We start from the raw sequence: 26,255 nt of genomic DNA, 5'->3' as shown, positions 1-26,255 counted from the left end.
CCGTCATACTGGGCGCGGGGCGGTGTGCCCGCACGTACGTCACGCTCGGCGTGGTCATCGGCGCGCACGGCGGCCGCCCTCCCCCGCACCACCCGTGTCCGCCCCTCTTCCGACGAGGAACCGGAGCCCGTGGCCATGACCGTCTGCCTGCTCCTGCTGAGCGTCGTCGCCGTGACGGCCGCCGTCCCCGTTCCCCGGGCGCTGACCCGGGCCGGGTGGCCCGAGCGGGAACCGGTGGTCGCGCTGTGGGTCTGGCAGTGTCTGGTCGCCACCGTCCTGCTGGCCTGCGTGACGGCGCTCTCGCTGGGCGCCGCAGCCGTCTTCGGCACGGTCCGCGCCCAGTTGTTCGCCCCGGCACCGCCCGCGGTCACCGCGGCGTACGACCTGTCCACCGCCCCGCCGTGGGCCGCCGCCCTCACCCTGCTGCTGGCCTGCGGCGCCGCCTGGACGACGGCGATGCTCGCGCGGGAGCTCGTCGAGGCGCGCCGGCGCCGCGCCCAGGCCCGCGCCCAGCTGCGCGAACGCGCCCCCGACCTGCCGGCCGGCCTGCCGGCGGCCCGGGGTCCGCTGCTGGTCCTCGAGGACGAGTACCCGGACGCCTGGTGGATGCCGGGGAACCCGCCCCAGTTGATCGTCACCACGGGCGCCCTGCACCGCCTCACCGGCCACCAGCTCGACGCCGTCCTCACCCACGAGCGCGGCCACGCCCGGGCCCGCCACGACTGGCTGCTGCACCTGTCCACCGCCCTGGCCACCGGCTTCCCCCGCATCCCGCTGTTCGCCCACTTCTGCGACCAGACGCACCGCCTGGTCGAACTGGCCGCCGACGACACGGCCTCCCGCCGCTGCGGCCACCTGACGACCGCCCTGGCCCTGATCGAGCTCAACCAGCACCGCGGCGTCCTGTCCTGCGCCTCCAGCAACCGTCTGCTGGGCGAGCGGGTCGACCGGCTCCTGGAACCGCCGCCCCGGCTGGACCGCCTGCACCGCGCCCTGACCACCACGACGGCCGCGCTCGTCCCGCTGCTGCCCCTGCTGATCGCGTTCGCCCCGGGGCTGACGGCGCTGTCGTAGCCGGGCGGGCCCGTGCCGTGGTGGCAGATCTCCCCACGGGCCGGCCGAATCCGCAGCTCAGCAGTCGAACAGGTCACACTCCCGGTGGCGCAACATTCCCGCAACACCACTTTTCCTATCGGATAGGTATGGTCCGAGCCATGCCCAGTGACCGCATCCGAGACCACGCCGGACAGGGAGCCGCGACCACCGTCGCCGCCCACCGCGCGCGGCGACGGCTGCGCGCCGACCGGGCCCGGCAACTGGCCGACCTGCTCCGCCAGCAGGCGCTCACCGGCGCCTTCCCCGGCGGCACGCTCCCCCACGAGTCGACCCTCGCCACCGAGTACGGCACCAGCCGCAACACGGTCCGCGAGGCGCTCGACCTGCTGCGGGCCGAGGGTCTCGTGGAGCGTCAGCCCGGCGTCGGCACCGTGGTCGTGGCCCACAAGTACCCCCACGGCCTGGACCGCCTGATGGGCCTCGCGGAAACCCTCCGCGAACACGGGCGGGTCACCAACGAGGTCCGTACCGTGGGCCCCGCCCCGGCACCCGCCCCGGTCGCCGACCGCCTCCGGCTCGCGCCCGGCACCGACGTCCTCTACATCGAACGCCTGCGCAGGCTCGGCGGTCTGCCCCTGTCCCTCGACCTCACCTACATCCCGCTCGACATCGGCACCGAACTGCTCGGCGCCGACCTGGAGAACACCGACGTCTTCCGCCTCCTGGAAGCCGTCACCGGCCAGCACCTCGGCCACGCCGAGATCACCCTGGAAGCGGTCAGCGCGGACACCCACTCGGCCGCCGTGCTCGAGGCCCCGCGCGGCGCCGCCGTCCTCATGCTGGAACGCCTCACCCACCTCGCGGACGGCCGCCCGGTCGACCTGGAATTCATTCGTTTCCGCGGCGACCGCATCACCATGAGCGGCCTGCTGCACCGGACCCGGTAACCACCCCGCTCGCGCACAATCCTGGAGACAGCCATGCCCTTGGCGCCCCAGCGGGCCGACGTGCCCGTGACCATCGACGAGTCGAAGTGCATCGACGGCTGCACGCTCTGCGTGGACATGTGCCCGCTGGACTCCCTCGCCATCGACGAGCGCAACGGCAAGGCCTACATGCATGTCGACGAGTGCTGGTACTGCGGCCCGTGCGCGGCCCGCTGCCCCACCGGAGCCGTCACGGTCAACATGCCCTATCTGCTCCGGTGAGAGGCCCGAACCATCATGAAACGCACAGTCGTCGCCACGTCCGCCGCCGTCCTCCTGCTCCCGCTCAGCGCCTGCGGCGGTGACGCCGAGGCAGGGAACGGCTCCACGGTCACCGTCACCGTCGGCTACCAGTCCCGGACCATCAACACCGTCACCGCGGGCACCCTGCTGCGCTCGCTCGGCGCCTTCGAGAAGCAGCTGAACTCCCTGCACGACGGCGTCCACTACAAGGTGGACTGGCAGGACTACGCCACCGGCGCCCCCATCACCGCCCAGATGACCGCCGGGAAGATAGACATCGGCTCGATGGGTGACTTCCCGCTGCTCATCAACGCGGCCCGCGGCAAGCAGCTGAACAGCCCCACCCGCCTGGTCTCGGTCACCGGCTACAACCTGCGCGGCGGCCTCAACACCATCGTCACCGCGCCCGGCTCCAAGCTGACCTCGCTGAAGGACCTGAAGGGCAAGAAGGTCTCCACGAGCGTCGGCTCGGCCGCCGACGGCACTCTCGTACGGGCTCTCCAACGTGCCGGCATCGACCCGAACGACGGCATCGAGAAGCTCAACCAGCAGCCCTCCGTCGGCGCCTCCGCGCTCACGGCGGGCAGCACGGACGCGCTCTCCCAGTTCGTCGCCTGGCCCGGCCTGCTCGCCTTCCAGGGCAAGGCGAAGGCGATCTACGACGGCGCCCGGCTGAACCTGCCCACCTTCCACGGCGTCACCGCCCGCGAGGACTTCGCGAAGAAGCGCCCGGCCGTGCTGGACGCGTTCCTGAAGGCCCAGGCGGAGGCGACCGCCTACCTGAACGACCACCCGGTGGACGCCGCCGAGAAGGTCGCGAAGGCGACGGGCCTGCCCGCCGAGGTCGTCTACCTCTACAACGGCGATCACGGCATCGCCACCTTCGACCCGGCCATCAAGCCCCAGCTCGTCTCCGCGCTGAAGCAGGACGTGTCGATCCTCAAGTCGGCGAAGCTCACCGGCGACGTGGACGTCGACTCCTTCGTCGACGACCGGTACGTGAAGAAGGCCCTCGGACCGGCGGCGTACGCCAAGCATCTCGCCACGAAGCCCGCACCGGCCGCGAGCGAGGCCTGGCCCAAGGGCGCCTCGAAGACCGTCACGTTCGACTCCCCCTCCAAGCTGTTGCGTTACGTCGCCGGACACCGCGACGCCCTGCGCGCCGCCTACGTGCCCGACACCACCACCGGCACCCTCTGGTTCGCCGACAAGGCCGTGTGGGTGGCCGACGGGGACAAGCTGCTGCCCTTCGTCGCCCCCGACACCGCTCAGGCGTACGTCGCCGGGCACGGCGGGGCGCGGGTCGTCCCGTACGCCGACGCCCTGGAGCGGGCGTCGTGAAGCGGTACGCGCTCCGCGTGCTGTCGCTGACCGTCGCGCTGGGGCTGTGGCAGGCGCTGACCAGCCTGAACGTCGACCTGTGGCTGCGCTTCTCGCAGTTCCCGGCGGTCACCGACGTGGCCCGGACCTTCGCCGCCCGGGTGTCCGGGCCGGACTACTGGACGGACCTCACCGACAGCCTCACCCGGATCCTCACCGGCTTCCTGCTGGCGGCCGTCCTCGGGGTGGCCACGGGCGTGCTCGTGGCGCGCTCGCGGCTCGCCGAGGACCTGCTCGGTCCGGTGCTGGAGGTGATCCGGCCGATCCCGGCCATCGCCCTGGTCCCCGTCGCGATCCTGCTGTTCCCCTCCAACGAGCAGGGCATCGTCTTCATCACCTGCACCGCCGCCTTCTTCCCGGTCCTGGTCTCCACCCGGCACGCGGTGCGTGCCCTGACCCCCGTGTGGGAGGAGGCCGTGCGCACCATGGGCGGCGGCCGGTATCGGATCCTCGGCCAGGTCGTGCTGCCGGGCGCGCTGCCCGGTGTGTTCGGCGGTCTGTCCGTCGGCATCGGCGTCTCGTGGATCTGTGTGATCTCCGCCGAGATGATCTCCGGCCAGTACGGCGTGGGTTACCGCACCTGGCAGGACTACACGGTCGTCGACTACCCCGGGGTGTTCGTCGGCATGGTCACCATCGGCGTCCTCGGCTGGCTCACCTCCACGGCCGTGGAACTCCTGGGCCGCCGGCTCACCCGCTGGCTGCCCCGCACCGCGTACGTGCCCGGGGCCCGGCCGCCCCGGGCCGACCGGTCCTTGACACCGGCACCGGCCACGACCGCCCCCGGCGGGACCCGATCCGAGGAGGCACGCGATGAGCACCTCGTCTGAGACCGTCTCGAACACCCCGGCCGGGGATGTGAAGGACGCCTCGCCCAAGACGGCCCCCGGGACCGCCCCCGGCACCCCGGTGCGCGGCACCCGGCTCACCCTCACCGGCGCCTCCCTCGGCCGCCCCGGCGCGCCCGCCCTGGACAAGGTCGGCCTGGACGTCGCTCCCGGTGAGATCCTCACCGTCGTCGGCCCGTCCGGCTGCGGCAAGTCGACCCTGCTGCGCACCCTGGCCGGCCTGCTGGCGCCGCTCGCGGGCGAGATCGCCCAGGACGGACACCCGCTGACCGGCCCCTCGGCCGACCGGGCCCTGGTCTTCCAGGAGGACGCCCTGCTCCCTTGGCGCACCCTGCGCGCCAACGTCGAACTGCCCCTCGCCATCCGCGGCGTGCCCCGCGCCGAACGCCGCGAGGAGGCCCGGGCCTGGCTCGAACGGGTCGGACTCGGCTCGCAGGCCCGGCAGTTGCCGCATCGGGTCTCCGGCGGGCAGCGCCAGCGCGTCCAGCTGGCCCGCGCCCTGGCCGGGCGCCCGCGCGCCGTCCTGATGGACGAGCCGTTCGGCGCGCTCGACGCGCAGAACCGGGCGGGCATGCAGGACCTGCTGGTGGAGGTGCTCCAGGGCACGGGCGCCACCGTCGTCTTCGTCACCCACGACGTGGACGAGGCCCTGTTCCTCGGCGACCGCGTGGCCCTGCTCGGCGCGGGCGGCCTCGTCGCCGTCCGGGACATCCCCCGCCCGCGCGAGCGCGGCGCGCACGACGACCCGGCGCGCGTGGCCCTGCGGCGCGACGTCCTCACCTCGCTCGGTACGTGAAAGGCACCCCGGTGACCACCTCCGTGAACCCCCCTGCGGACACCCCCCTGGCCGTCCCGTCCCTCGCCGACGCCGAGGAACTGACCTGCGACGTCCTGGTCATCGGCGGCGGCACCGCCGGCACCATGGCCGCGCTGACCGCCGCCGAGCACGGCGCGAACGTGCTGCTGCTGGAGAAGGCGCACGTCCGCCACTCCGGCGCGCTCGCCATGGGCATGGACGGCGTCAACAACGCGGTCATCCCGGGCCGCGCCGAACCCGACGACTACGTCGCCGAGATCACCCGCGCCAATGACGGCATCGTCGACCAGTCCACCGTCCGCCAGACCGCCACCCGCGGCTTCGGCATGGTGCAGCGGCTGGAGTCCTACGGCGTGAAGTTCGAGAAGGACGAGCACGGCGACTACGCGGTCCGCCAGGTCCACCGCTCCGGCTCCTACGTGCTGCCGATGCCGGAGGGCAAGGACGTCAAGAAGGTCCTCTACCGGCAGCTGCGGCGGCGCGAGATGCGGGAGAGGATCCGCATCGAGAACCGGGTGATGCCGGTGCGGGTCCTCACGGCGGACGGGCGGGCCGTCGGAGCGGCTGGCTTCAACACCCGTACGGGGCAGTTCGTGCAGGTCCGCGCGGGCGCGGTGATCCTCGCGACCGGCGCCTGCGGCCGTCTCGGCCTGCCCGCCTCCGGCTATCTCTACGGCACCTACGAGAACCCCACCAACGCGGGCGACGGCTACGCCATGGCCTACCACGCGGGCGCCGAGCTCACCGGCATCGAGTGCTTCCAGATCAATCCGCTGATCAAGGACTACAACGGCCCGGCCTGCGCCTACGTCGCCAACCCCTTCGGCGGCTACCAGGTCAACCGGCACGGCGAGCGCTTCGTCGACTCCGACTACTGGTCCGGCCAGATGATGGCCGAGTTCGCCGCCGAGGTGGCCTCCGACCGGGGGCCCGTCTACCTGAAGCTGAGCCACCTCCCCGAAGAGTCGGTCTCGGCCCTGGAGACGATCCTGCACTCCACCGAGCGGCCCACCCGCGGCACCTTCCACTCCGGCCGAGGCCACGACTACCGCACCCACGACATCGAGATGCACATCTCCGAGATCGGCCTGTGCGGCGGCCACTCCGCCTCCGGCGTCCGCGTGGACGAGCACGCCCGCACCACCGTCCCCCGGCTGTACGCCGCCGGCGACCTGGCCTGCGTGCCGCACAACTACATGATCGGCGCGTTCGTCTTCGGAGACCTGGCGGGCGCGGACGCGTCCCGGTACCGGGCCTACGCGGGCGAGTTGCCGTCCGATCAGCTGCGGGAGGCGCACGAGCTGATCTACCGCCCGCTGCGCAACCCCGACGGCCCGCCGCAGCCCCAGGTCGAGTACAAGCTGCGCCGCTTCGTGAACGACTACGTCGCCCCGCCCAAGTCCGGCGCCCGGCTGTCGCTGGCCCTGGAGGCCTTCGAGCGGATGCACACCGACATCGCCGGGATGGGCGCGCGCACCGCGCACGAGCTGATGCGCTGCGCCGAGGTCACTTTCATCCGCGACTGCGCGGAGATGGCCGCCCGCTCCTCCCTGGCCCGCACGGAGTCCCGCTGGGGCCTCTACCACGACCGCCTCGACCATCCGCAGCGCGACGACGCGTCCTGGTTCCACCATCTCGATCTGCACAAGTCCCCCTCTGGTGCGATGGAGTTCACGGCCCGTCCCGTGGCTCCCTATCTCGTTCCTGTCGACGGCTTCGACCCCGTCGGCGGCCCGCCCCGTGCCCTCGGCGAGGTCCACGCCGAGCAGGTGGCCACAGCGGGCTCACGTGACCTGGCCCCGGTCGCGGCGGCCGCGGGGGCGGCTGCCGCGACGACGGAGCCGGTCCCGCCACCGCGGCCTTCGGCCGCCGCGCCCTCCGACGAGCAGTCCGCCACCCGTCTCCTCGAACTCGTCGCCCTTGCCGAGGAGGAGCCCGAACTCGAAGCCCTCCGGCCCTACTTGGCCGACCCCGTGGCCGCCGTCCGCCGTGAGGCCGTCGCCGTGCTCACCGAGACGCTCCCGCCCGGGACGGGCACCGCCCTCGCCGCCGCCCTGCGCGACAGCGCCGCCGAGGTGCGTGCGGCCGCCGCCGCCTCACTGCGCGAGCTGGTCGAGACGCTCCCGGCCGAGCCCGACCTGCGCGACGGTCTCGCCGCCGCCCTGGCCGAGCCGGACCAGGTGGTGCGCGCCGCGGCCCTGGACGTCCTGCGCGCCCTGCGCCTCGGGGACGCCGCCCTGTTCGCGCACTCCCTCGCGGACTCCGACATCGCCGTCCGCATCGAGGCCGTACGCGCCCTGGTGTCCGTCGACGCCGCCGGCGAACTGGCCCGCGCGGCGCTCTCCGACCCCTCCCGCGAGGTCCGGGTCGCGATCGCCAAGGGCCTCGCCACGGTGGGTGCGGAGCGGCTCGCGGCTGACGCCCCTGCCGCCGTTGATCCCGCCGCGGGCGCCATCGAAGCGGCCCTCACCGGCCTCCTCGACGACTCCGATGCCCTGGTGCGGGCCGCGGCCTACGGAGCACTCGGCACCACCGGCTGCCCGGCGCCCCTCACCGCACGCGCCGTGGCCGCCCTGTCCGAGACGGCCTGGCAGGTCCGCTCCGGCGCTGCCACCGCCCTGTCGGTCGCCGACCCCGAGGCGGCCGTCCCGGCGCTCGCCAAGGTCCTGGCGGACCCCAACGCCGACGTCCGCAAGGCCGCCGTCCTGGCACTGACCCGGCACCGCGGGACCGAGGAGGCCCGGGCGGCGCTCGCCACGGCGACGACGGACTCCGACGCGGATGTCAGGGCGTACGCGGGACGGGCGCTGTGACCGCCCCGGCAGGTCGCCGATCCCGGTGATCCGGCCGGAGCCAGGCGTCTATATCCAGTCGTCGGGCTCCGGCTCCTCGTCCATCTCCGGCCAGTGATCCGGCTCGCCCGCGTCCTGACCCGGGGCGTGAGCCGGTCCTTGGCATGCGGCGTGAGCCGGCCCCTGGCCGGACGCTGCCGGGGCCGGGGACGAGTCGCCCGCGGGGGCGGAACCGGCCGGCCCGCCCAGCGACGCGAGCACCTCCAGCACACCCTCCCCGTATGTGGTGAGCTTCTTCTCGCCGACCCCGCTGATGCCGCCGAGCTCCCCCACCGACGTCGGCCACACCGTGGCGATCTCCCGCAGCGTGGCGTCATGGAAGATCACATACGCCGGGACGCCCTGCTCGCGAGCCTGCTCGGCGCGCCAGGCGCGCAGCGCCTCGAAGGCCGGCACCAGCTCCTCGGGCAGCTCGGCGGCAGCAGCCTTGCCCTTGCGCTCGCCCCGCCCGGAGCCCGACGAGGACCCCGACCGGGAGGCCACCGGCTTCTTGGGCTCCTTGCGCAGCGGCACCTCCCGCTCCCGCCGCAGCACCGCCCCACTGGCCTCGGTCAGCACCAGCGTGCCGTACTCGCCCTCCACCGCGAGCAGCCCCTGGGCGAGCAACTGCCGGATCACGCCCCGCCATTCGCCCTCGGTGAGCTCCTCGCCGATGCCGAACACGGACAGCTGGTCATGGTCGAACTGGATGACCTTGCCGGTCCGCTTCCCCAGCAGGATGTCGACGATCTGCACCGCGCCGAACTTCTGCCCGCGCTCCCGCTGCAGCCGGACCACCGTGGACAGGGCCTTCTGCGCCGCGACGGTGCCGTCCCAGGTCTCCGGCGGGGTCAGGCAGGTGTCGCAGTTGCCGCAGCCGGACGGGTCGGGGTCCTGGCCGAAGTAGGCGAGCAGCTGGCCCCGGCGGCACTGGGCCGTCTCGCACAGTGCCAGCATCGAGTCCAGGTGGGCCTGGGCGCGGCGCCGGAAGGCCTCGTCGCCCTCCCCGGACTGGATCAGCTTGCGCTGCTGGATGACGTCGTTCAGCCCGTAGGCCATCCAGGCCGTCGACGGCAGCCCGTCGCGGCCGGCCCGGCCCGTCTCCTGGTAGTAGCCCTCGACCGACTTGGGCAGGTCGAGGTGGGCGACGAAACGGACGTCCGGCTTGTCGATGCCCATGCCGAAGGCGATGGTCGCCACCACGACCAGGCCGTCCTCGCGCAGGAAGCGGGACTGGTGGGCCGCGCGAGTGCCCGCGTCCAGGCCCGCGTGGTACGGCACCGCCTCGACGCCGTTGCGGCTGAGGAACTCGGCGGTCTTCTCCACCGAATTGCGCGACAGGCAGTAGACGATGCCCGCGTCGCCCGCGTGCTCCTCGCGCAGGAAGCTCAGCAGCTGCTTCTTCGGGTCGGCCTTGGGCACGATCCGGTACTGGATGTTGGGCCGGTCGAAGCTCGCCACGAAGTGCCGGGCCGCCGGCATGTGCAGCCGCTCGGTGATCTCCTGGTGCGTCGCGTGCGTGGCCGTCGCCGTCAGCGCGATGCGCGGCACGTCCGGCCAGCGCTCGCCGAGCAGGGACAGCGCCAGGTAGTCGGGCCGGAAGTCGTGGCCCCACTGGGAGACGCAGTGCGCTTCGTCGATCGCGAAGAGGGAGATCTTGCCGCGGGAGAGTAGATCGAGCGTGCTCCCCAGCCGCAGCCGCTCCGGCGCCAGGTACAGCAGGTCCAGCTCGCCGGCGAGGAACTCGGCCTCCACCATCCGCCGCTCGTCGAAGTCCTGCGTGGAGTTCATGAACCCGGCCCGCACGCCCAGCGCCCGCAGTGCGTCCACCTGGTCCTGCATCAGGGCGATGAGCGGGGAGACGACCACACCCGTGCCCGGCCTGACCAGGGACGGGATCTGGTAGCACAGCGACTTGCCGCCACCGGTGGGCATGAGCACGACGGCGTCGCCGCCCGCCACCACATGCTCGATGACCGCTTCCTGCTCGCCGCGGAAGGCCTCGTACCCGAAGACCCGGTGCAGCGCGGCCAGCGCCTCGCTCGCGTCGGCGCCGAGGGGCCCGGCAGGACCACTGCCCGCGCCGACCCCGGCACCGGCCGACCCGGCCCCGGTCGCCCCGGCTCCGGTCACCGCGTCCAGTTCCGTCATCACACCCGTCCCGCCCGTCGCGCCCATCGTTGCGTCCCCCGTGCGTCGCGCCTCGACCACTGCGTCCACCATAGGCGCCCGCACCGACAGCCCCGGAGTTATCCACAGGTCCCGCCCGGCGAAGGCGGTACCCGTACCTTCGTTCGACCTGACTCGGCACGACAGCCGCCCGCCCGGAAACGCCGTGGGGCCCGGCCCCCGAAGGAGACCGGACCCCACGCAGCCGTACGCGGACGTCAGCGGACGAAGACGCCCGCCTGGCCCGCCAGGTCAAGGAAGTACTGCGGCGCCACACCGAGGACCAGCGTGACCGCCACGCCGACCCCGATCGCCGTGATCGTCAGCGGCGACGGCACGGCCACCGTCGGGCCCTCCGGCCGCGGCTCGCTGAAGAACATCAGCACGATGACGCGGATGTAGAAGAACGCCGCGATCGCCGACGAGATCACACCGATGACGACGAGCGGGGCGGCCCCGCCCTCCGCCGCCGCCTTGAACACGGCGAACTTCCCGGCGAACCCGGACGTCAGCGGAATGCCCGCGAAGGCCAGCAGGAACACCGCGAACACGGCCGCCACCAGCGGCGAACGCCGGCCCAGCCCCGCCCACTTGGACAGGTGTGTCGCCTCACCGCCCGCGTCGCGCACCAGCGTGACCACCGCGAAGGCGCCGATCGTCACGAACGAGTACGCCGCCAGGTAGAACAGCACCGACGAGACACCGTCGGGCGTGGTCGCGATGACACCCGCGAGGATGAACCCGGCGTGCGCGATCGACGAGTACGCCAGCAGCCGCTTGATGTCGGTCTGCGTGATCGCGACGATCGCACCGCCCAGCATGGTGACGATGGCCACGGCCCACATGACCGGCCGCCAGTCCCAGCGCAGGCCCGGCAGCACGACGTAGAGCAGCCGCAGCAGCGCGCCGAACGCCGCCACCTTCGTCGCCGCCGCCATGAAGCCGGTCACCGGCGTCGGCGCGCCCTGGTACACGTCCGGCGTCCACATGTGGAACGGCACCGCGCCCACCTTGAACAGCAGGCCCATGACCAGCAGCGCGGCGCCGATCAGCAGCAGCGCGTCGTTGCCCATAGTGCCGGCGAGCGCCGGGTTGACGTCCTGCACGGTGCCGTCGACGACCTGCGCGATCGTCGCGTACGACATCGAGCCCGCGTAGCCGTAGAGCAGCGCGATGCCGAACAGCGTGAACGCGGAGGCGAAGGCGCCGAGCAGGAAGTACTTGACCGCCGCCTCCTGCGACATGAGCCGCTTGCGGCGGGCCAGCGCGCACAGCAGGTACAGCGGAAGGGAGAGGACCTCCAGCGCCACGAACAGCGTCAGCAGGTCGTTGGCCGCCGGGAAGATCAGCATGCCGGCGACGGCGAACATCAGCAGCGGGAACACCTCGGTGGTGGTGAACCCGGCCTTGACCGCGGCCTTCTCGCTCTCGCTGCCCGGGACGGACGCGGCCTGCGCGGCGAAGGAGTCGACGCGGTTGCCGTGCGCCTCCGGGTCCAGGCGCCGCTCGGCGAAGGTGAACAGGCCCACCAGGGCCGCCAGCAGGATCGTGCCCTGGAGGAACAGGGCCGGTCCGTCGACGGCGATCGCGCCCATCGCCGCGATGCGTGCCTTGGTCGTGCCGTACCCGTCCGCCGCGAGCGCCACGACCGCGGCGAAGGCGGCCGCGAGGGCGACGACGGAGACGAACATCTGGGCGTAGTACCGCGACTTCCGCGGGACGAACGCCTCGATCAGGATCCCGAGGATCGCCGCGCCGACGACGATCAGGGTCGGCGACAGCTGGCCGTACTCGAACGTCGGCGCGTCGATCTTGGTGATCGGATCGGCCGCTGTTGTCCACAGGCTGTGGACGGCTGTTGCGCTCACTTGGCCGCCTCCACCTCGGGCTGGGGGTCCTTCTTCTGGACGTCGGACAGGGTCTGCTTGACCGCCGGATCGATGATCTGCGTGACGGGCTTCGGGTAGACGCCGAGGAAGATCAGCAGGACGACCAGCGGGGCGACGACCGCGATCTCACGGATCCTGAGGTCCGGCATCGCGGAGACCTCCGGCTTCACCGGGCCCGTCATCGTCCGCTGGTAGAGGACGAGGGTGTAGAGCGCGGCGAGGACGATGCCGAAGGTGGCGATGATGCCGATCACCGGGTAGCGCGTGAACGTGCCGACCAGGACCAGGAACTCGCTGACGAACGGTGCCAGCCCCGGCAGGGACAGGGTCGCGAGGCTGCCGATCAGGAACATGCCGGCGAGCACCGGGGCGACCTTCTGCACTCCGCCGTAGTCGGCGATGAGCCGCGAGCCGCGCCGGGAGATCAGGAAGCCCGCCACCAGCATCAGCGCGGCTGTCGAGATGCCGTGGTTGATCATGTAGAGCGTCGCGCCGGACTGGCCCTGGCTGGTCATCGCGAAGATGCCCATGATGATGAAGCCGAAGTGGGAGATCGACGCGTACGCCACCAGCCGCTTGATGTCCCGCTGGCCGACCGCGAGCAGCGCCCCGTAGATGATGCTGATCAGGGCGAGGACGAGGATGGCCGGCGTGGCCCACTTGCTGGCCTCCGGGAACAGCTGGAGGCAGAAGCGGAGCATCGCGAAGGTGCCGACCTTGTCGACGACCGCCGTGATGAGCACGGCGACCGGGGCGGTGGACTCCTGCATGGCGTTGGGCAGCCAGGTGTGCAGCGGCCACAGCGGCGCCTTCACCGCGAAGGCGAAGAAGAACCCGAGGAACAGCCAGCGTTCGGTGCTGGTCGCCATGTCGAGCGTGCCGTTGGCGCGGGCCTCGGCGATCTCCTGGAGCGAGAAGTTCCCGGCGACCACGTACAGGCCGATCACCGCGGCCAGCATGATCAGACCGCCGACCAGGTTGTAGAGGAGGAACTTGACGGCAGCGTACGAGCGTTGGGTCGCCGCCGCCTTCTCGCCGTGCTCGTGGGCACGGTCCCCGAAGCCGCCGATGAGGAAGTACATCGGGATCAGCATGGCTTCGAAGAAGATGTAGAAGAGGAAGACGTCGGTGGCCTCGAAGGAGAGGATCACCATCGCCTCGACGGCAAGGATCAGGGCGAAGAAGCCCTGCGTCGGCCGCCACCGGCTGCTGCCGGTCTCCAAGGGGTCGGCGTCGTGCCAGCCCGCGAGAATGATGAACGGGATCAGCAGCGCCGTGAGCGCGATGAGCGCCACGCCGATGCCGTCCACACCCAGTTCGTAGCGGACACCGAAGTCGGCGATCCAGGCGTGGGACTCGGTGAGCTGGTAGCGGTCGCCGTCCGGGTCGAAGCGGACCAGGACGGTGATCGCCAGGACGAGCGTGGCGAGCGAGAAGAGCAGCGCCAGCCACTTGGCGGCGGTGCGCTTCGCGGCCGGTACGGCGGCCGTGGCGATCGCCCCGACGGCCGGGAGCGCCGCTGTCGCTGTCAGCAGAGGAAAGGACATCGGTATCAGACCGCCCTCATCAGCAGGGTCGCGGCGACGATGACCGCCGCGCCCCCGAACATCGAGACCGCGTAGGAGCGGACGAAGCCGTTCTGCAGCTTGCGCATCCGCCCGGAGAGGCCGCCGACCGAGGCCGCCGTGCCGTTGACGACGCCGTCGACCAGGGTGTGGTCGACGTAGACCAGGGACCGCGTGAGGTGCTCCCCGCCGCGGACCAGGACGACGTGGTTGAAGTCGTCCTGGAGCAGATCGCGCCGGGCCGCCCGGGTGAGCAGCGAGCCGCGCGGGGCGACGGCCGGGACCGGGCGGCGGCCGTACTGGGCCCAGGCGATGGCGACGCCGATGACCATGCAGGCGACGGTCGCGCCGGTGACCACACCCGCGCTGATCGGCGGGTTGCCGTGACTGTGGCCGGTGACGGGCTCCAGCCAGTGCATGAAGCGGTCGCCGATGCTGAAGAACGCGCCTCCGGCCACCGACCCGACGGCCAGCACGATCATCGGGATCGTCATGACCTTGGGCGACTCGTGCGGGTGCGGCGGAGTGTATTCGCCGCGCGTCTCGGCGGCGGGCTCCACGTCCGGGCTGGCCGGGGACGGCGTCGGGGCGTTGCGCCAGCGCTCTTCGCCGAAGAACGTCATCAGCATCACGCGCGTCATGTAGAACGCGGTGATGGCCGCGCCGAGCAGGGCGCAGGCGCCGAGGATCCAGCCCTCGGTGCCGCCCTTGGCGAACGCCGCCTCGATGATCTTGTCCTTGGAGAAGAAGCCGGACAGGCCCGGGAAGCCGATGATGGCCAGGTAGCCGAGGCCGAAGGTGACGAAGGTGACCGGCATGTACTTGCGCAGTCCGCCGTAGCGGCGCATGTCGACCTCGTCGTTCATGCCGTGCATGACCGAGCCGGCGCCGAGGAACAGGCCGGCCTTGAAGAAGCCGTGCGTCACCAGGTGCATGATCGCGAAGACGTAGCCGATGGGGCCGAGGCCGGCGGCGAGGATCATGTAGCCGATCTGCGACATGGTCGAGCCGGCCAGGGCCTTCTTGATGTCGTCCTTCGCGCAACCGACGATCGCACCGAACAGCAGCGTGACCGCACCGACGATGGTGACGACCAGTTGCGCGTCCGGGGCGCCGTTGAAGACGGCCGCGGAGCGGACGATCAGGTAGACGCCCGCCGTCACCATCGTCGCGGCGTGGATGAGGGCCGAGACCGGGGTCGGGCCCTCCATCGCGTCCCCGAGCCAGGACTGCAGCGGCACCTGGGCGGACTTGCCGCAGGCGGCGAGGAGCAGCATCAGCGCGATCGCGGTCAGCTTGTCCTCACCGGCGGCACCGGCGAGCCCGGCCTCCGTGTGGGTGCCGAGCACCGGCCCGAAGGCGAAGGTGCCGAACCACAGGAACATCAGCATGATCGCGATGGACAGGCCCATGTCGCCGACGCGGTTGACCAGGAAGGCCTTCTTCGCGGCCGTGGCGGCGCTGGGCTTGTGCTGCCAGAAGCCGATCAGCAGGTAGGAGGCGAGACCGACGCCCTCCCAGCCGACGTACAGCAGCAGGTAGTTGTCGGCGAGGACGAGGATCAGCATCGCCGCGAGGAACAGGTTGAGATAGCCGAAGAAGCGGCGGCGCCGCTCGTCGTGCTCCATGTACCCGACGGAATACAGGTGGATCAGCGATCCGACGCCGGTGATCAGCAGCACGAACGTCATGGACAGCTGGTCGAGCTGGAAGGCGACGTCCGCCTGGAAGCTCCCGACCGGGATCCAGCTGAACAAGTGCTGGGACATCTCGCGGTGTTCGGCGCTCTGCCCCAGCATGTGGGTGAACAGCACCAGGCCGAGCACGAAGGAGACGGCCGCGAACAGCGTGCCGATCCAGTGGCCGACGGCGTCCAGCCGCCGGCCGCCGCACAGCAGGACCGCCGCTCCGAGCAGGGGCGCCGCCACCAGCAGCGCAATGAGGTTCTCCACGATTCTTCCGACCCCTTACAGCTTCATCAGGCTGGCGTCGTCGACCGAGGCCGAGTGGCGGGCACGGAACAGGGACACGATGATCGCGAGCCCGACCACGACCTCGGCGGCGGCCACGACCATCGTGAAGAAGGCGATGATCTGCCCGTCGAGGTTGCCGTGCATCCGGGAGAAGGCGACGAACGCGAGGTTGCAGGCGTTGAGCATGAGCTCGATGCACATGAACACGACGATCGCGTTGCGCCTGATGAGCACGCCGGTGGCGCCGATCGTGAACAGCAGGGCCGCGAGATAGAGGTAGTTGACGGGGTTCACTTCGACGCCTCCTCGGACCGCTGGAACTTCGCCGGCCCGACCGCCCTGCGCTCCAGACGCTCCTCGGACCGCTGCTCCAGGGCCTTGAGGTCGTTGAGCGCCTCCTGCGACACGTCACGGATCTGGCCGCGCTCGCGCAGGGTCTTGCTGACGGTGAGGTCGGACGGGGTGCCGTCGGGCAGCAGGCCCGCGATGTCGACCGCGTTGTGCCGGGCGTACACACCGGGTGCCGGCAGGGGCGGCAGCTGCTTGCCCGACCGGACGCGCTCCACCGCGAGCTCCCGCTGCGTCTTGGCGCGCTCGGTGCGCTCGCGGTGGGTGAGCACCATGGCGCCGACGGCGGCCGTGATGAGCAGCGCGCCGGTGATCTCGAACGCGAAGACGTACTTGGTGAACAGGAGGGCGGCGAGGCCCTCCACATTGCCCCCGGCGTTCGCCTGGCCGATGCCGTTGAACTCCGTCAGGGACGCGTTGCCGATCCCGCCGATCAGCAGGACGCCGAAGCCGAGTCCGCAGAGCACGGCCAGCCAGCGCTGGCCCTTGATGGTCTCCTTCAGGGAGTCCGCCGCGGTGACGCCGACGAGCATCACCACGAACAGGAACAGCATCATGATCGCGCCGGTGTAGACGACGATCTGGACGACGCCCAGGAAGTAGGCGCCGTTCGCGAGGTAGAACACCGCCAGGACGATCATGGTGCCGGCGAGGCAGAGCGCGCTGTGCACGGCCCTCTTCATGAGGATGGTGCACAGGGCGCCGATCACCGCGACGGTGCCGAGGATCCAGAACTGGACGGCCTCTCCGGTGGAGGTGGAGTAGGCGGCGAGCTGGGCGGTCATCGGCCGATCACCTTCTCCGAGGCGGGTTCGCTCCCGCCGAAGGTGGAGTCGGCCTCCTGCACGACCTCGCCCTTGGAGTGGGCGACCTGCTGCTCCGTGCCGGGCGCGGCCTCCGTGACCAGGCCCCGGTAGTAGTCCTGTTCGTCCGTGCCCGGGTAGATGGCGTGGGGCGAGTCGACCATGCCCTCCTCCAGACCGGCGAGCAGCTGCTCCTTGGTGTAGATGAGGTTGGCCCGGCTGGAGTCGGCCAGCTCGAACTCGTTGGTCATCGTGAGCGCCCGGGTGGGGCAGGCCTCGATGCACAGGCCGCACAGGATGCAGCGGGCGTAGTTGATCTGGTAGACGCGGCCGTACCGCTCGCCCGGCGAGTAGCGCTCCTCGTCGGTGTTGTCCGCGCCCTCCACGTAGATGGCGTCGGCGGGGCAGGCCCAGGCGCACAGTTCGCAGCCGACGCACTTCTCCAGGCCGTCCGGATGGCGGTTGAGCTGGTGCCGTCCGTGGAAACGCGGAGCCGTGGTCTTCTGCTGCTCCGGGTACTGCTCGGTCAGCCGCTTCTTGAACATGGCCTTGAAGGTCACGCCGAAGCCGGCCACGGGGTTCTGGAAACCGGGCTTGGTGTCCTTGGGTTCCTCGGCCTTCGAACGCTCGAGTTCCTCAGCCATCGGACGCCTCCTTTCCATCCGTAGATCCGCCCAGAGATTCGTCACTCTGAGTATCGGGCCCACCACTGACAATCAGCTCCCGCTCACGGCGCGAGCGGCGGCGCGGGACCGGCGGAAGTTCCTGTCCGGGCAGGGGCGGTACGGGGAATCCGCCCGCCATCGGGTCGAAGGCGGCCGGGGTCTCGGCCGGCTGCTCGGCCTTCTTGGCCTTCTCGCGGAACATGTCGGCGACGAAGGAGAGCAGCAGCAGGGCGAGGACGCCGCCGCCCACGTACAGGGCGATGTCGGCGAAGTCGTAGCCCTCGTTGCGGAAGGCCCGCACGCTCGCGACGAGCATCAGCCACACCAGCGAGACCGGGATGAGGACCTTCCAGCCGAGCTTCATCAGCTGGTCGTAGCGGACGCGCGGGAGGGTGCCGCGGATCCAGATGAACATGAACAGCAGCAGCTGGACCTTGACCGTGAACCAGAGCAGCGGCCACCAGCCGTGGTTGGCGCCCTCCCAGAAGGTGCTGACGGGCCAGGGGGCCCGCCAGCCGCCGAGGAACAGGGTGGTGGCGACGGCCGAGACGGTCACCATGTTGACGTACTCGGCGAGCATGAACATCGCGAACTTGATCGACGAGTACTCGGTGTTGAAGCCGCCGACCAGGTCGCCCTCGGACTCCGGCATGTCGAAGGGGGCGCGGTTGGTCTCGCCGACCATCGTGACGATGTAGATGATGAAGGAGACCGGCAGCAGCACGATGTACCAGCGGTCGGCCTGCTGCTCGACGATCGTCGAGGTCGACATGGACCCCGAGTAGAGGAAGACGGAGGCGAAGGCGGCGCCCATCGCGATCTCGTAGGAGATCATCTGCGCGCAGGAGCGCAGGCCTCCCAGCAGCGGGTACGTCGAGCCGGAGCTCCAGCCCGCCAGGACGATGCCGTAGATGCCGACCGAGGCGACGGCGAGGATGTAGAGCATCGCGATCGGCAGGTCGGTGAGCTGCATCGTGGTGCGCTGGCCGAAGATCGAGATCTCGTTGCCGGCCGGGCCGAAGGGGATCACCGCGATCGCCATGAAGGCCGGGATGGCCGCGATGACCGGCGCGAGGACGTAGACCGCCTTGTCCGCGCGCTTGACGATCACGTCCTCCTTCAGCATCAGTTTGATGCCGTCGGCGAGCGACTGGAGCATGCCCCAGGGGCCGTGCCGGTTGGGGCCGATGCGCAGCTGCATCCAGGCGACGACCTTGCGCTCCATCACGATGGAGACCAGCACGGTCACCATCAGGAAGGCGAAGCAGAACACCGCCTTGATGACGACCAGCCACCAGGGGTCGGTGCCGAACATCGAGAGGTCTTCAGCGGCGAGGTACGGGCTCATGCCGCCGCCTCCTCGAAGGCTCATGCCTCCACCTCCTTGTGGGCCTCGCCGGCGAGCGTCGCCGGGCCGATGCGGACGAGGGAGCCGGGCCGCGCCCCGGTGTCGGAGGCGACGCCGCCGCCGGTGGAGTTCAGCGGCAGCCACACCACCCGGTCCGGCATGTCGCTGATCTGGAGCGGGAGTTCCACGACCCCCTGGGGGCCGGTCACGGCGAGCAGGTCGCCGTCCTTGACGCCGGCCTCGGCGGCCGTCGCGGACGACACCCGCGCGCGGGCGGCGTGCCGGGTGCCGGCGAGTGCCTCGTCGCCCTGCTGGAGGACGCCCTGGTCGAGCAGCAGCCGGTGGCCCGCGAGCACGGCTTCCCCGGCGGCGGGCCGCGGCAGCGCGGCCGCGGTCTCCAGCGGCTCGCCGGCCCGCGGGCCGTCCCAGGCGCCGAGCCGGTCGATCTCGCCGCGCACGGTGCGCAGATCCGGCAGTCCGAGGTGGACGTCCATGGCGTCGGCCAGCATCTGCAGCACCCGCGCGTCGGTGGGCGCGGAGCGGCGGGTCATCTGGTCGGGCTTGAGCGCCGCCTCGAAGAAGCGGATGCGGCCTTCCCAGTTGAGGAAGGTGCCGGCCTTCTCGGCGACCGCCGCGACCGGCAGGACCACGTCGGCCTTGCGGCTGATCTCGCTCGGCCGCAGCTCCAGCGAGACCAGGAAGCCCACCTCGTCCAGCGCCGCACGCGCGCGTGCCGGGTCGGGCAGGTCGGCGACCTCCACGCCCGCCACCAGCAGGGCCTGGAGCTCGCCTCTCGCGGCGGCCTCCACGATCTGGCCGGTGTCCCGCCCGTAGCGGTGCGGGAGGCCCGCGACGCCCCAGACGCCGGCGACCTCGTCACGCGCGCGCGGGTCGGTGGCCGGGCGCCCGCCCGGCAGCAGCGACGGCAGCGCGCCCGCCTCGATCGCACCGCGTTCCCCGGCCCGGCGCGGGATCCACACCAGTTGGGCGCCGGTGGCGGAGGCGGTGCGCGCGGCGGCGGTGAGCCCGCCGGCCACGGCGGCCAGCCGCTCGCCGACGACGATCACCGCGCCATCGGCGCGCAGCGCCTCGGCGGCGAGTGCGCCGTCGTCCTCCAGGCCGGCGCCGCCCGCGAGCGCGTCCAGCCACTCCGTCTCGGTGCCGGGAGCCGCCGGCAGCAGCGTGCCACCGGCCTTCTCCAGACCGCGCGTGGCGTGCGTGGCCAGGGAGTAGACCTTCTGCCCGTGCTGACGCCAGGCCTTGCGCAGCCGCAGGAAGACGCCGGGGGCCTCCTCCTCCGCCTCGAACCCGACGAGCAGGACGGCGGGGGCCTTCTCCAGCGCGGTGTACGTGACGCCCGTGCCGTCGAGGTCCCGGCCGCGCCCGGCGATCCGGGCGGCGAGGAAGTCGGCCTCCTCGCTGCTGTGCACGCGCGCGCGGAAGTCGATGTCGTTGGTGTCGAGCGCCACGCGCGCGAACTTGCTGTACGCGTAGGCGTCCTCGACGGTGAGGCGGCCGCCGGTGAGGACTCCGGTGCGGCCCCGGGAGGCCAGCAGCCCCTGGGCCGCGATCTGGAGCGCCTCGGGCCAGGAGGCCGGTTCCAGCTCGCCCTCGGCGTTGCGCACCAGCGGCGTCTCGAGCCGGTCGCGCTGCTGCGCGTACCGGAACCCGAACCGCCCCTTGTCGCAGATCCACTCCTCGTTGACCTCGGGGTCGTCGGCGGCGAGGCGCCGCATGACCTTGCCGCGCCGGTGGTCGGTGCGCGTGGCGCAGCCGCCGGAGCAGTGCTCGCACACCGACGGCGAGGAGACCAGGTCGAAGGGGCGGGAGCGGAATCGGTACGCCGCCGAGGTCAGCGCGCCGACCGGGCAGATCTGGATGGTGTTGCCGGAGAAGTACGACTCGAAGGGGTCGCCCTCGCCGGTGCCGACCTGCTGGAGCGCGCCCCGCTCGATCAGCTCGATCATCGGGTCGCCCGCGACCTGGTTGGAGAACCGGGTGCAGCGGGCGCACAGCACGCACCGCTCGCGGTCGAGCAGCACCTGGGTGGAGATCGGGACGGGCTTCTCGTAGGTCCGCTTGCGGCCCTCGAAGCGGGAGTCGGCGTCGCCGTGCGACATGGCCTGGTTCTGCAGCGGGCACTCGCCGCCCTTGTCGCAGACCGGGCAGTCCAGCGGGTGGTTGATGAGCAGGAGCTCCATCACACCCTTCTGGGCCTTCTCGGCGACCGGGGAGGTGAGGTGAGTCCTGACGACCATCCCGTCCGTACAGGTGATCGTGCAGGACGCCATGGGCTTGCGCTGGCCCTCGACCTCGACGATGCACTGGCGGCAGGCGCCGGCCGGGTCGAGCAGGGGGTGGTCGCAGAACCGGGGGATCTCGATGCCGAGCTGCTCGGCGGCCCGGATGACCAGGGTGCCCTTGGGCACGCTGATCTCCGCGCCGTCGATCGTCAGCGACACGAGGTCCTCCGGCGGGACCGCCGCTTCCCCGCCGGAGGGAGAGCTGGTGGTCACGGTCATGCGTTCACCTCCGTGCGGTCGGCCCAGGCCGTCGACTTGGCCGGGTCGAAGGGGCAGCCCCGGCCCGTGATGTGCTGCTCGTACTCCTCGCGGAAGTACTTGAGCGAGGAGAAGATCGGCGAGGCGGCGCCGTCGCCGAGGGCGCAGAAGGACTTGCCGTTGATGTTGTCGGCGATGTCGTTCAGCTTGTCGAGATCGGACATCTGTCCCTTGCCGGCCTCGATGTCGCGCAGCAACTGCACGAGCCAGTAGGTCCCTTCGCGGCAGGGCGTGCACTTGCCGCAGGACTCGTGTGCGTAGAACTCCGTCCAGCGGGTGACGGCCCGCACCACGCAGGTCGTCTCGTCGAAGCACTGGAGGGCCTTGGTGCCGAGCATGGAACCCGCGGCGCCCACCCCTTCGTAGTCGAGGGGGACGTCGAGGTGCTCGTCGGTGAACATCGGGGTCGAGGAGCCGCCCGGCGTCCAGAACTTCAGGCGGTGCCCGGGGCGCATCCCGCCGCTCATGTCGAGGAGCTGGCGGAGCGTGATCCCGAGCGGCGCCTCGTACTGGCCGGGGCCGGCGACGTGGCCGGAGAGGGAGTAGAGCGTGAAGCCGGGCGACTTCTCACTCCCCATCGACCGGAACCATTCCTTGCCCCGCTGCATGATCGCGGGAACCGACGCGATCGATTCGACGTTGTTCACCACAGTCGGGCACGCATAGAGGCCCGCGACGGCAGGGAAGGGGGGACGAAGCCGCGGCTGGCCCCGGCGGCCTTCGAGCGAGTCGAGCAGTGCGGTCTCCTCACCGCAGATGTACGCGCCCGCGCCCGCGTGCACGGTGATGTCGAGGTCGAGTCCGCTGCCCTGGATGTTCTCGCCGAGGAAGCCGGCCTCGTACGCCTCGCGCACGGCCGAGTGCAACCGCCGCAGCACCGGGACGACTTCACCCCGCAGATAGATGAAGGCATGCGACGACCTGATGGCGTAGCACGCGATGATCATGCCCTCGATGAGGCTGTGCGGGTTCGCGAAGAGGAGCGGGATGTCCTTGCACGTCCCGGGCTCCGACTCGTCGGCGTTGACAACAAGATAGTGAGGCTTGCCGTCTCCCTGCGGGATGAACTGCCACTTCATGCCGGTGGGGAAGCCCGCGCCGCCGCGTCCGCGCAGACCGGATTCCTTGACGTACGCGATCACGTCGTCCGGCGTCATGGCGAGCGCCTTGCGCAGCCCCTCGTAGCCGTCGTGCCTGCGGTACACGTCCAGCGTCCAGGACTTGTCCTCGTCCCAGAAGGCCGACAGCACCGGTGCGAGCAGCTTCTCGGGGCTCATGTCTTTCAGCTCGGGTGCCAAGGTCATCACTCCCCCTCCTCGGCGGTGGGCCCGGCCGGGTGGGCCGGGTCGGAGGCCGATGTGTCCTGCGGCGCGTCGTGCGAGCTCAGGTGCTCGGTCGGTGACGGCTCGTGCGGTGCCCCGCTCCGGGCCGCCTCACCGCGCGGGTGCACCACGCGTGCGGGAGATGCCTCCCCCTTGGCGAGCTTCAGGCCGATCAGGGAGGCGGGTCCCGCGCTTCCGCCGGACTCGACGGCTCCGTCCCGCTCGTCGGGGAAGCCGGCCAGGATTCGCGCGGTCTCCTTGAAGGTGCACATGCGCGCGCCGCGGGTGGGCGTGACCGGCCGTCCCGCGCGCAGGTCGTCGACGAGGCTCTTGGCGCTGTCGGGGGTCTGGTTGTCGAAGAACTCCCAGTTGACCATCACGACCGGCGCGAAGTCGCAGGCCGCGTTGCACTCGATGTGCTCCAGGGTGACCTTGCCGTCGCCGGTGGTCTCGCCGTTGCCGACGCCGAGGTGCTCCTGGAGCTCCTCGAAGATCGCGTCCCCGCCCATGACGGCGCACAGGGTGTTGGTGCACACCCCCACCTGGTAGTCGCCGCTCGGCCGGCGGCGGTACATGGTGTAGAAGGTGGCGACCGCGGTCACCTCGGCCGTGGTCAGTCCGAGCACGTCCGCGCAGAACTGCATGCCGGTGCGGGTGACGTGCCCCTCCTCGGCCTGGACGAGGTGCAGCAGCGGCAGCAGGGCGGACCGGGAGTCGGGGTAGCGGGCGATGACCTCGCGCGCGTCCGTCTCCAGACGGGCCCGGACGTCGTCCGGGTAGGCGGGGGCGGGCAGTTCGGGCATGCCCAGGCTGACGCCCCGCTCGGAAGACGATGTGGTCACCGGTCGACGCCTCCCATCACGGGGTCGATGGACGCGACGGCGACGATGACGTCGGCGACCTGGCCGCCCTCGCACATCGCCGCCATGGCCTGAAGGTTGGTGAAGGACGGATCCCGGAAGTGGACCCGGTAGGGACGGGTGCCGCCGTCGGAGACGACGTGCACCCCGAGTTCGCCCTTGGGCGACTCGACCGCCGCGTACGCCTGTCCCGGCGGGACGCGGAAGCCCTCGGTCACCAGCTTGAAGTGGTGGATCAGGGCCTCCATGGAGGTGCCCATGATCTTCTTGATGTGGTCGAGGGAGTTGCCGAGGCCGTCGGGACCGAGGGCCAGCTGGGCCGGCCAGGCGATCTTCTTGTCGGCGACCATGACCGGGCCGGGCTGGAGCCGGTCCAGGCACTGCTCGACGATCCTGAGGGACTGGCGCATCTCCTCCAGCCGGATGAGGAAGCGGCCGTAGGAGTCGCAGGTGTCCGCGGTCGGGATCTCGAAGTCGTAGGTCTCGTAGCCGCAGTAGGGCTGCGCCTTGCGCAGGTCGTGCGGCAGGCCGGTGGAGCGCAGGATCGGGCCCGTCGCGCCGAGGGCCATGCAGCCGGCCAGGTCGAGGTAGCCGACGTCCTGCATACGCGCCTTGAAGATGGGGTTCCCGGTGGCGAGCTTGTCGTACTCCGGGAGGTTCTTCTTCATCTTCTTCACGAACTCGCGGATCTGGTCCACCGCGCCGGGCGGCAGGTCCTGGGCGAGTCCGCCGGGGCGGATGTACGCGTGGTTCATCCGCAGGCCGGTGATCAGCTCGTAGATATCGAGAATGAGTTCACGATCACGAAAGCCGTAGATCATGATCGTGGTCGCGCCGAGCTCCATGCCGCCGGTGGCGATGCACACCAGGTGCGAGGAGAGGCGGTTCAGCTCCATCAGGAGCACGCGGATGATCGAGGCGCGGTCCGGGATCTGGTCCTCGATGCCGAGGAGCTTCTCGACGCCGAGGCAGTACGCCGTCTCGTTGAAGAACGGCGTCAGGTAGTCCATGCGCGTCACGAACGTGGTGCCCTGCGTCCACGTGCGGTATTCGAGGTTCTTCTCGATGCCGGTGTGCAGATAACCGATTCCGCAGCGGGCCTCGGTGACGGTCTCGCCGTCGATCTCCAGGATCAGGCGGAGCACACCGTGGGTGGACGGGTGCTGCGGGCCCATGTTGACGACGATGCGCTCGTCGTCGGCCCGGGCCGCGGACTGGACGACCTCGTCCCAGTCGCCGCCGGTGACCGTGTAGACGGTGCCCTCGGTCGTCTCCCGAGGGGAGGCGTGGGAAGTGCTCATGAGTACGACCTCCGCTGGTCCGGAGCCGGGATCTGGGCGCCCTTGTACTCGACGGGGATACCGCCGAGGGGGTAGTCCTTGCGCTGCGGGAAGCCCTGCCAGTCGTCCGGCATCATGATCCGCGTCAGGGCCGGGTGACCGTCGAAGACGATTCCGAAGAAGTCGTAGGTCTCGCGCTCGTGCCAGTCGTTCGTCGGATAGACCTCGAACAGCGACGGGATGTGCGGGTCGCTGTCGGGGGCGCTGACCTCCAGGCGGATCACCCGGTTGTGGGTGATCGACCGCAGGTGGTAGACGGCGTGCAGCTCGCGGCCCTTGTCGTTGGGGTAGTGCACGCCGCTGACGCCGGTGCACAGTTCGAAGCGCAGGGCCGGGTCGTCGCGCAGGGTGCGGGCGACGCGGACGAGGTGTTCGCGCTCGATGTGGAAGGTCAGCTCGTCGCGGTCGACGACCGTCTTCTCGATGGCGTTGCCGGGGACCAGGCCCTGCTCCTCCAGGGCGCCCTCCAGCTCGTCGGCGACGTCGTCGAACCATCCGCCGTAGGGGCGGCTCGCCGGTCCCGGGAGCCGGACCGAGCGGACCAGGCCGCCGTAGCCGGAGGTGTCTCCGCCGTTGCCGGCTCCGAACATGCCGCGCTGGACGCGGATCTCCTCACCGCCCTGGCCGCGCTGGCCCGGGAGGTTCTCCGCGGAGAGGTCCTTCTCGGGGTTGACCCCGTTGCCGTTCGCGTCGCTCACCGCAGCAGCCCCTTCATCTCGATGGTGGGCAGCGCCTTGAGCGCCGCTTCCTCCGCCTCGCGGGCCGCCTCCTCGGCGTTCACGCCGAGCTTGGAGCTCTGGATCTTCTGGTGGAGCTTGAGGATCGCGTCCAAGAGCATCTCCGGCCGGGGCGGGCAGCCGGGGAGGTAGATGTCGACCGGCACGATGTGGTCGACGCCCTGGACGATGGCGTAGTTGTTGAACATGCCGCCCGACGAGGCGCAGACCCCCATGGAGATCACCCACTTGGGGTTCGGCATCTGGTCGTAGACCTGCCGGAGCACCGGCGCCATCTTCTGGCTGACCCGGCCGGCGACGATCATCAGGTCCGCCTGGCGCGGCGAGCCCCGGAAGACCTCCATGCCGAAGCGCGCCAGGTCGTAGCGGCCCGCGCCGGTGGTCATCATCTCGATGGCACAGCAGGCGAGGCCGAACGTGGCCGGAAAGACCGAGGCCTTGCGCACCCAGCCCGCGGCCTGCTCGACGGTGGTCAGCAGGAAGCCGCTCGGCAGCTTTTCTTCGAGTCCCATGA

Annotated in this window: 21 protein-coding genes; 7 read left to right on the top strand and 14 right to left on the bottom strand. The window is 71.1% G+C overall.

What is annotated here, in order from left to right; translation table 11 throughout:
• Positions 1-135 precede the first annotated feature (135 nt).
• The 7 genes from IGS69_RS20570 (at position 136) to IGS69_RS20540 (ending at position 8,143) form a co-directional block, all read left to right on the top strand.
• Complete coding sequence (locus IGS69_RS20570) at positions 136-1,074, top strand: M56 family metallopeptidase (RefSeq protein ID WP_190904577.1); 939 nt, start codon at positions 136-138, stop codon at positions 1,072-1,074.
• A gap of 140 nt (positions 1,075-1,214) precedes the next feature.
• Positions 1,215-2,003, top strand: a complete 789-nt coding sequence (locus IGS69_RS20565; protein WP_190901948.1) for a GntR family transcriptional regulator — start codon at positions 1,215-1,217, stop codon at positions 2,001-2,003.
• A gap of 33 nt (positions 2,004-2,036) precedes the next feature.
• Positions 2,037-2,264 (top strand): 4Fe-4S dicluster domain-containing protein, encoded by a 228-nt coding sequence (locus tag IGS69_RS20560; protein WP_003992261.1) that lies wholly within the window; start codon positions 2,037-2,039, stop codon positions 2,262-2,264.
• A gap of 15 nt (positions 2,265-2,279) precedes the next feature.
• Positions 2,280-3,626: an ABC transporter substrate-binding protein gene (locus IGS69_RS20555; RefSeq protein WP_190901946.1), complete on the top strand. Its 1,347-nt coding sequence runs from the start codon at positions 2,280-2,282 to the stop codon at positions 3,624-3,626.
• Positions 3,623-4,495, top strand: coding sequence for an ABC transporter permease (locus IGS69_RS20550; RefSeq protein WP_190901944.1), 873 nt, complete (start codon positions 3,623-3,625; stop codon positions 4,493-4,495). Before IGS69_RS20555 ends, IGS69_RS20550 begins: the two co-directional genes overlap by 4 nt.
• Positions 4,479-5,309, top strand: coding sequence for an ABC transporter ATP-binding protein (locus IGS69_RS20545; protein WP_190901942.1), 831 nt, complete (start codon positions 4,479-4,481; stop codon positions 5,307-5,309). Before IGS69_RS20550 ends, IGS69_RS20545 begins: the two co-directional genes overlap by 17 nt.
• Before the next feature lie 11 nt (positions 5,310-5,320).
• A complete protein-coding gene (locus IGS69_RS20540) occupies positions 5,321-8,143 on the top strand; it encodes a fumarate reductase/succinate dehydrogenase flavoprotein subunit (RefSeq protein ID WP_232543594.1) in 2,823 nt (940 codons plus the stop codon).
• A 48-nt stretch (positions 8,144-8,191) separates the two neighbouring features.
• Here the strand turns inward: IGS69_RS20540 and recQ are convergent, their stop codons facing one another.
• The 14 genes from recQ to IGS69_RS20470 form a co-directional block, all read right to left on the bottom strand.
• On the bottom strand, positions 8,192-10,339 hold the full coding sequence (gene recQ, locus IGS69_RS20535; RefSeq protein WP_190904575.1) for a DNA helicase RecQ: 2,148 nt from the start codon (positions 10,337-10,339) through the stop codon (positions 8,192-8,194).
• Positions 10,340-10,548: 209 nt separating this feature from the next.
• Positions 10,549-12,198, bottom strand: a complete 1,650-nt coding sequence (nuoN, locus tag IGS69_RS20530) for an NADH-quinone oxidoreductase subunit NuoN (RefSeq protein WP_190901940.1) — start codon at positions 12,196-12,198, stop codon at positions 10,549-10,551.
• On the bottom strand, positions 12,195-13,766 hold the full coding sequence (locus IGS69_RS20525; protein ID WP_190901938.1) for an NADH-quinone oxidoreductase subunit M: 1,572 nt from the start codon (positions 13,764-13,766) through the stop codon (positions 12,195-12,197). Before IGS69_RS20525 ends, nuoN begins: the two co-directional genes overlap by 4 nt.
• Before the next feature lie 5 nt (positions 13,767-13,771).
• On the bottom strand, positions 13,772-15,736 hold the full coding sequence (gene nuoL / locus IGS69_RS20520) for an NADH-quinone oxidoreductase subunit L (RefSeq protein WP_190901936.1): 1,965 nt from the start codon (positions 15,734-15,736) through the stop codon (positions 13,772-13,774).
• Positions 15,737-15,751: 15 nt separating this feature from the next.
• Positions 15,752-16,051 carry an NADH-quinone oxidoreductase subunit NuoK gene (nuoK, locus tag IGS69_RS20515; RefSeq protein ID WP_003992252.1) on the bottom strand — a complete coding sequence of 100 codons (300 nt, stop codon included), beginning with the start codon at positions 16,049-16,051 and terminating at the stop codon, positions 15,752-15,754.
• Positions 16,048-16,890: an NADH-quinone oxidoreductase subunit J gene (locus tag IGS69_RS20510; RefSeq protein WP_190901934.1), complete on the bottom strand. Its 843-nt coding sequence runs from the start codon at positions 16,888-16,890 to the stop codon at positions 16,048-16,050. Before IGS69_RS20510 ends, nuoK begins: the two co-directional genes overlap by 4 nt.
• On the bottom strand, positions 16,887-17,552 hold the full coding sequence (gene nuoI / locus IGS69_RS20505; RefSeq protein WP_190901932.1) for an NADH-quinone oxidoreductase subunit NuoI: 666 nt from the start codon (positions 17,550-17,552) through the stop codon (positions 16,887-16,889). The genes IGS69_RS20510 and nuoI overlap by 4 nt, the downstream gene beginning before the upstream one ends.
• On the bottom strand, positions 17,545-18,921 hold the full coding sequence (gene nuoH, locus IGS69_RS20500) for an NADH-quinone oxidoreductase subunit NuoH (protein ID WP_190904574.1): 1,377 nt from the start codon (positions 18,919-18,921) through the stop codon (positions 17,545-17,547). Before nuoH ends, nuoI begins: the two co-directional genes overlap by 8 nt.
• 20 nt (positions 18,922-18,941) lie before the next feature.
• Positions 18,942-21,443 (bottom strand): NADH-quinone oxidoreductase subunit G, encoded by a 2,502-nt coding sequence (locus IGS69_RS20495; RefSeq protein ID WP_190901930.1) that lies wholly within the window; start codon positions 21,441-21,443, stop codon positions 18,942-18,944.
• Positions 21,440-22,786 carry an NADH-quinone oxidoreductase subunit NuoF gene (nuoF, locus tag IGS69_RS20490; RefSeq protein WP_385863291.1) on the bottom strand — a complete coding sequence of 449 codons (1,347 nt, stop codon included), beginning with the start codon at positions 22,784-22,786 and terminating at the stop codon, positions 21,440-21,442. Before nuoF ends, IGS69_RS20495 begins: the two co-directional genes overlap by 4 nt.
• The gene (gene nuoE, locus IGS69_RS20485) at positions 22,786-23,646 is read right to left on the bottom strand and encodes an NADH-quinone oxidoreductase subunit NuoE (RefSeq protein WP_190901926.1); all 861 of its coding nucleotides are present in this window, start codon (positions 23,644-23,646) and stop codon (positions 22,786-22,788) included. Before nuoE ends, nuoF begins: the two co-directional genes overlap by 1 nt.
• Positions 23,643-24,965, bottom strand: a complete 1,323-nt coding sequence (locus IGS69_RS20480; protein ID WP_142160732.1) for an NADH-quinone oxidoreductase subunit D — start codon at positions 24,963-24,965, stop codon at positions 23,643-23,645. Before IGS69_RS20480 ends, nuoE begins: the two co-directional genes overlap by 4 nt.
• Complete coding sequence (locus tag IGS69_RS20475; protein WP_190901924.1) at positions 24,962-25,702, bottom strand: NADH-quinone oxidoreductase subunit C; 741 nt, start codon at positions 25,700-25,702, stop codon at positions 24,962-24,964. Before IGS69_RS20475 ends, IGS69_RS20480 begins: the two co-directional genes overlap by 4 nt.
• Positions 25,699-26,253, bottom strand: a complete 555-nt coding sequence (locus IGS69_RS20470; RefSeq protein ID WP_030610600.1) for a NuoB/complex I 20 kDa subunit family protein — start codon at positions 26,251-26,253, stop codon at positions 25,699-25,701. Before IGS69_RS20470 ends, IGS69_RS20475 begins: the two co-directional genes overlap by 4 nt.
• Between the last annotated feature and the right edge of the window lie 2 nt (positions 26,254-26,255).

Source organism: Streptomyces tuirus (genome assembly GCF_014701095.1).
Lineage (GTDB): Bacteria > Actinomycetota > Actinomycetes > Streptomycetales > Streptomycetaceae > Streptomyces > Streptomyces tuirus.
The sequence above is the reverse complement of the archived record's forward strand: the minus strand, read 5'-3'. Positions and strand labels throughout refer to the sequence as shown.

What these genes read in the sequence shown, in the direction of transcription:
- IGS69_RS20525 (WP_190901938.1), bottom strand. Translation starts at nt 13,766, where the DNA reads ATGTCCTTTCCTCTGCTGACAGCGACAGCGGCGCTCCCGGCCGTCGGG.
- IGS69_RS20480 (WP_142160732.1), bottom strand. Translation starts at nt 24,965, where the DNA reads ATGAGCACTTCCCACGCCTCCCCTCGGGAGACGACCGAGGGCACCGTC.
- IGS69_RS20565 (WP_190901948.1), top strand. Translation starts at nt 1,215, where the DNA reads ATGCCCAGTGACCGCATCCGAGACCACGCCGGACAGGGAGCCGCGACC.
- nuoH (WP_190904574.1), bottom strand. Translation starts at nt 18,921, where the DNA reads ATGAGCCCGTACCTCGCCGCTGAAGACCTCTCGATGTTCGGCACCGAC.
- IGS69_RS20560 (WP_003992261.1), top strand. Translation starts at nt 2,037, where the DNA reads ATGCCCTTGGCGCCCCAGCGGGCCGACGTGCCCGTGACCATCGACGAG.
- IGS69_RS20495 (WP_190901930.1), bottom strand. Translation starts at nt 21,443, where the DNA reads ATGACCGTGACCACCAGCTCTCCCTCCGGCGGGGAAGCGGCGGTCCCG.
- IGS69_RS20510 (WP_190901934.1), bottom strand. Translation starts at nt 16,890, where the DNA reads ATGACCGCCCAGCTCGCCGCCTACTCCACCTCCACCGGAGAGGCCGTC.
- IGS69_RS20545 (WP_190901942.1), top strand. Translation starts at nt 4,479, where the DNA reads ATGAGCACCTCGTCTGAGACCGTCTCGAACACCCCGGCCGGGGATGTG.
- nuoI (WP_190901932.1), bottom strand. Translation starts at nt 17,552, where the DNA reads ATGGCTGAGGAACTCGAGCGTTCGAAGGCCGAGGAACCCAAGGACACC.
- IGS69_RS20555 (WP_190901946.1), top strand. Translation starts at nt 2,280, where the DNA reads ATGAAACGCACAGTCGTCGCCACGTCCGCCGCCGTCCTCCTGCTCCCG.
- IGS69_RS20570 (WP_190904577.1), top strand. Translation starts at nt 136, where the DNA reads ATGACCGTCTGCCTGCTCCTGCTGAGCGTCGTCGCCGTGACGGCCGCC.
- recQ (WP_190904575.1), bottom strand. Translation starts at nt 10,339, where the DNA reads ATGGGCGCGACGGGCGGGACGGGTGTGATGACGGAACTGGACGCGGTG.
- nuoF (WP_385863291.1), bottom strand. Translation starts at nt 22,786, where the DNA reads ATGACCTTGGCACCCGAGCTGAAAGACATGAGCCCCGAGAAGCTGCTC.
- IGS69_RS20470 (WP_030610600.1), bottom strand. Translation starts at nt 26,253, where the DNA reads ATGGGACTCGAAGAAAAGCTGCCGAGCGGCTTCCTGCTGACCACCGTC.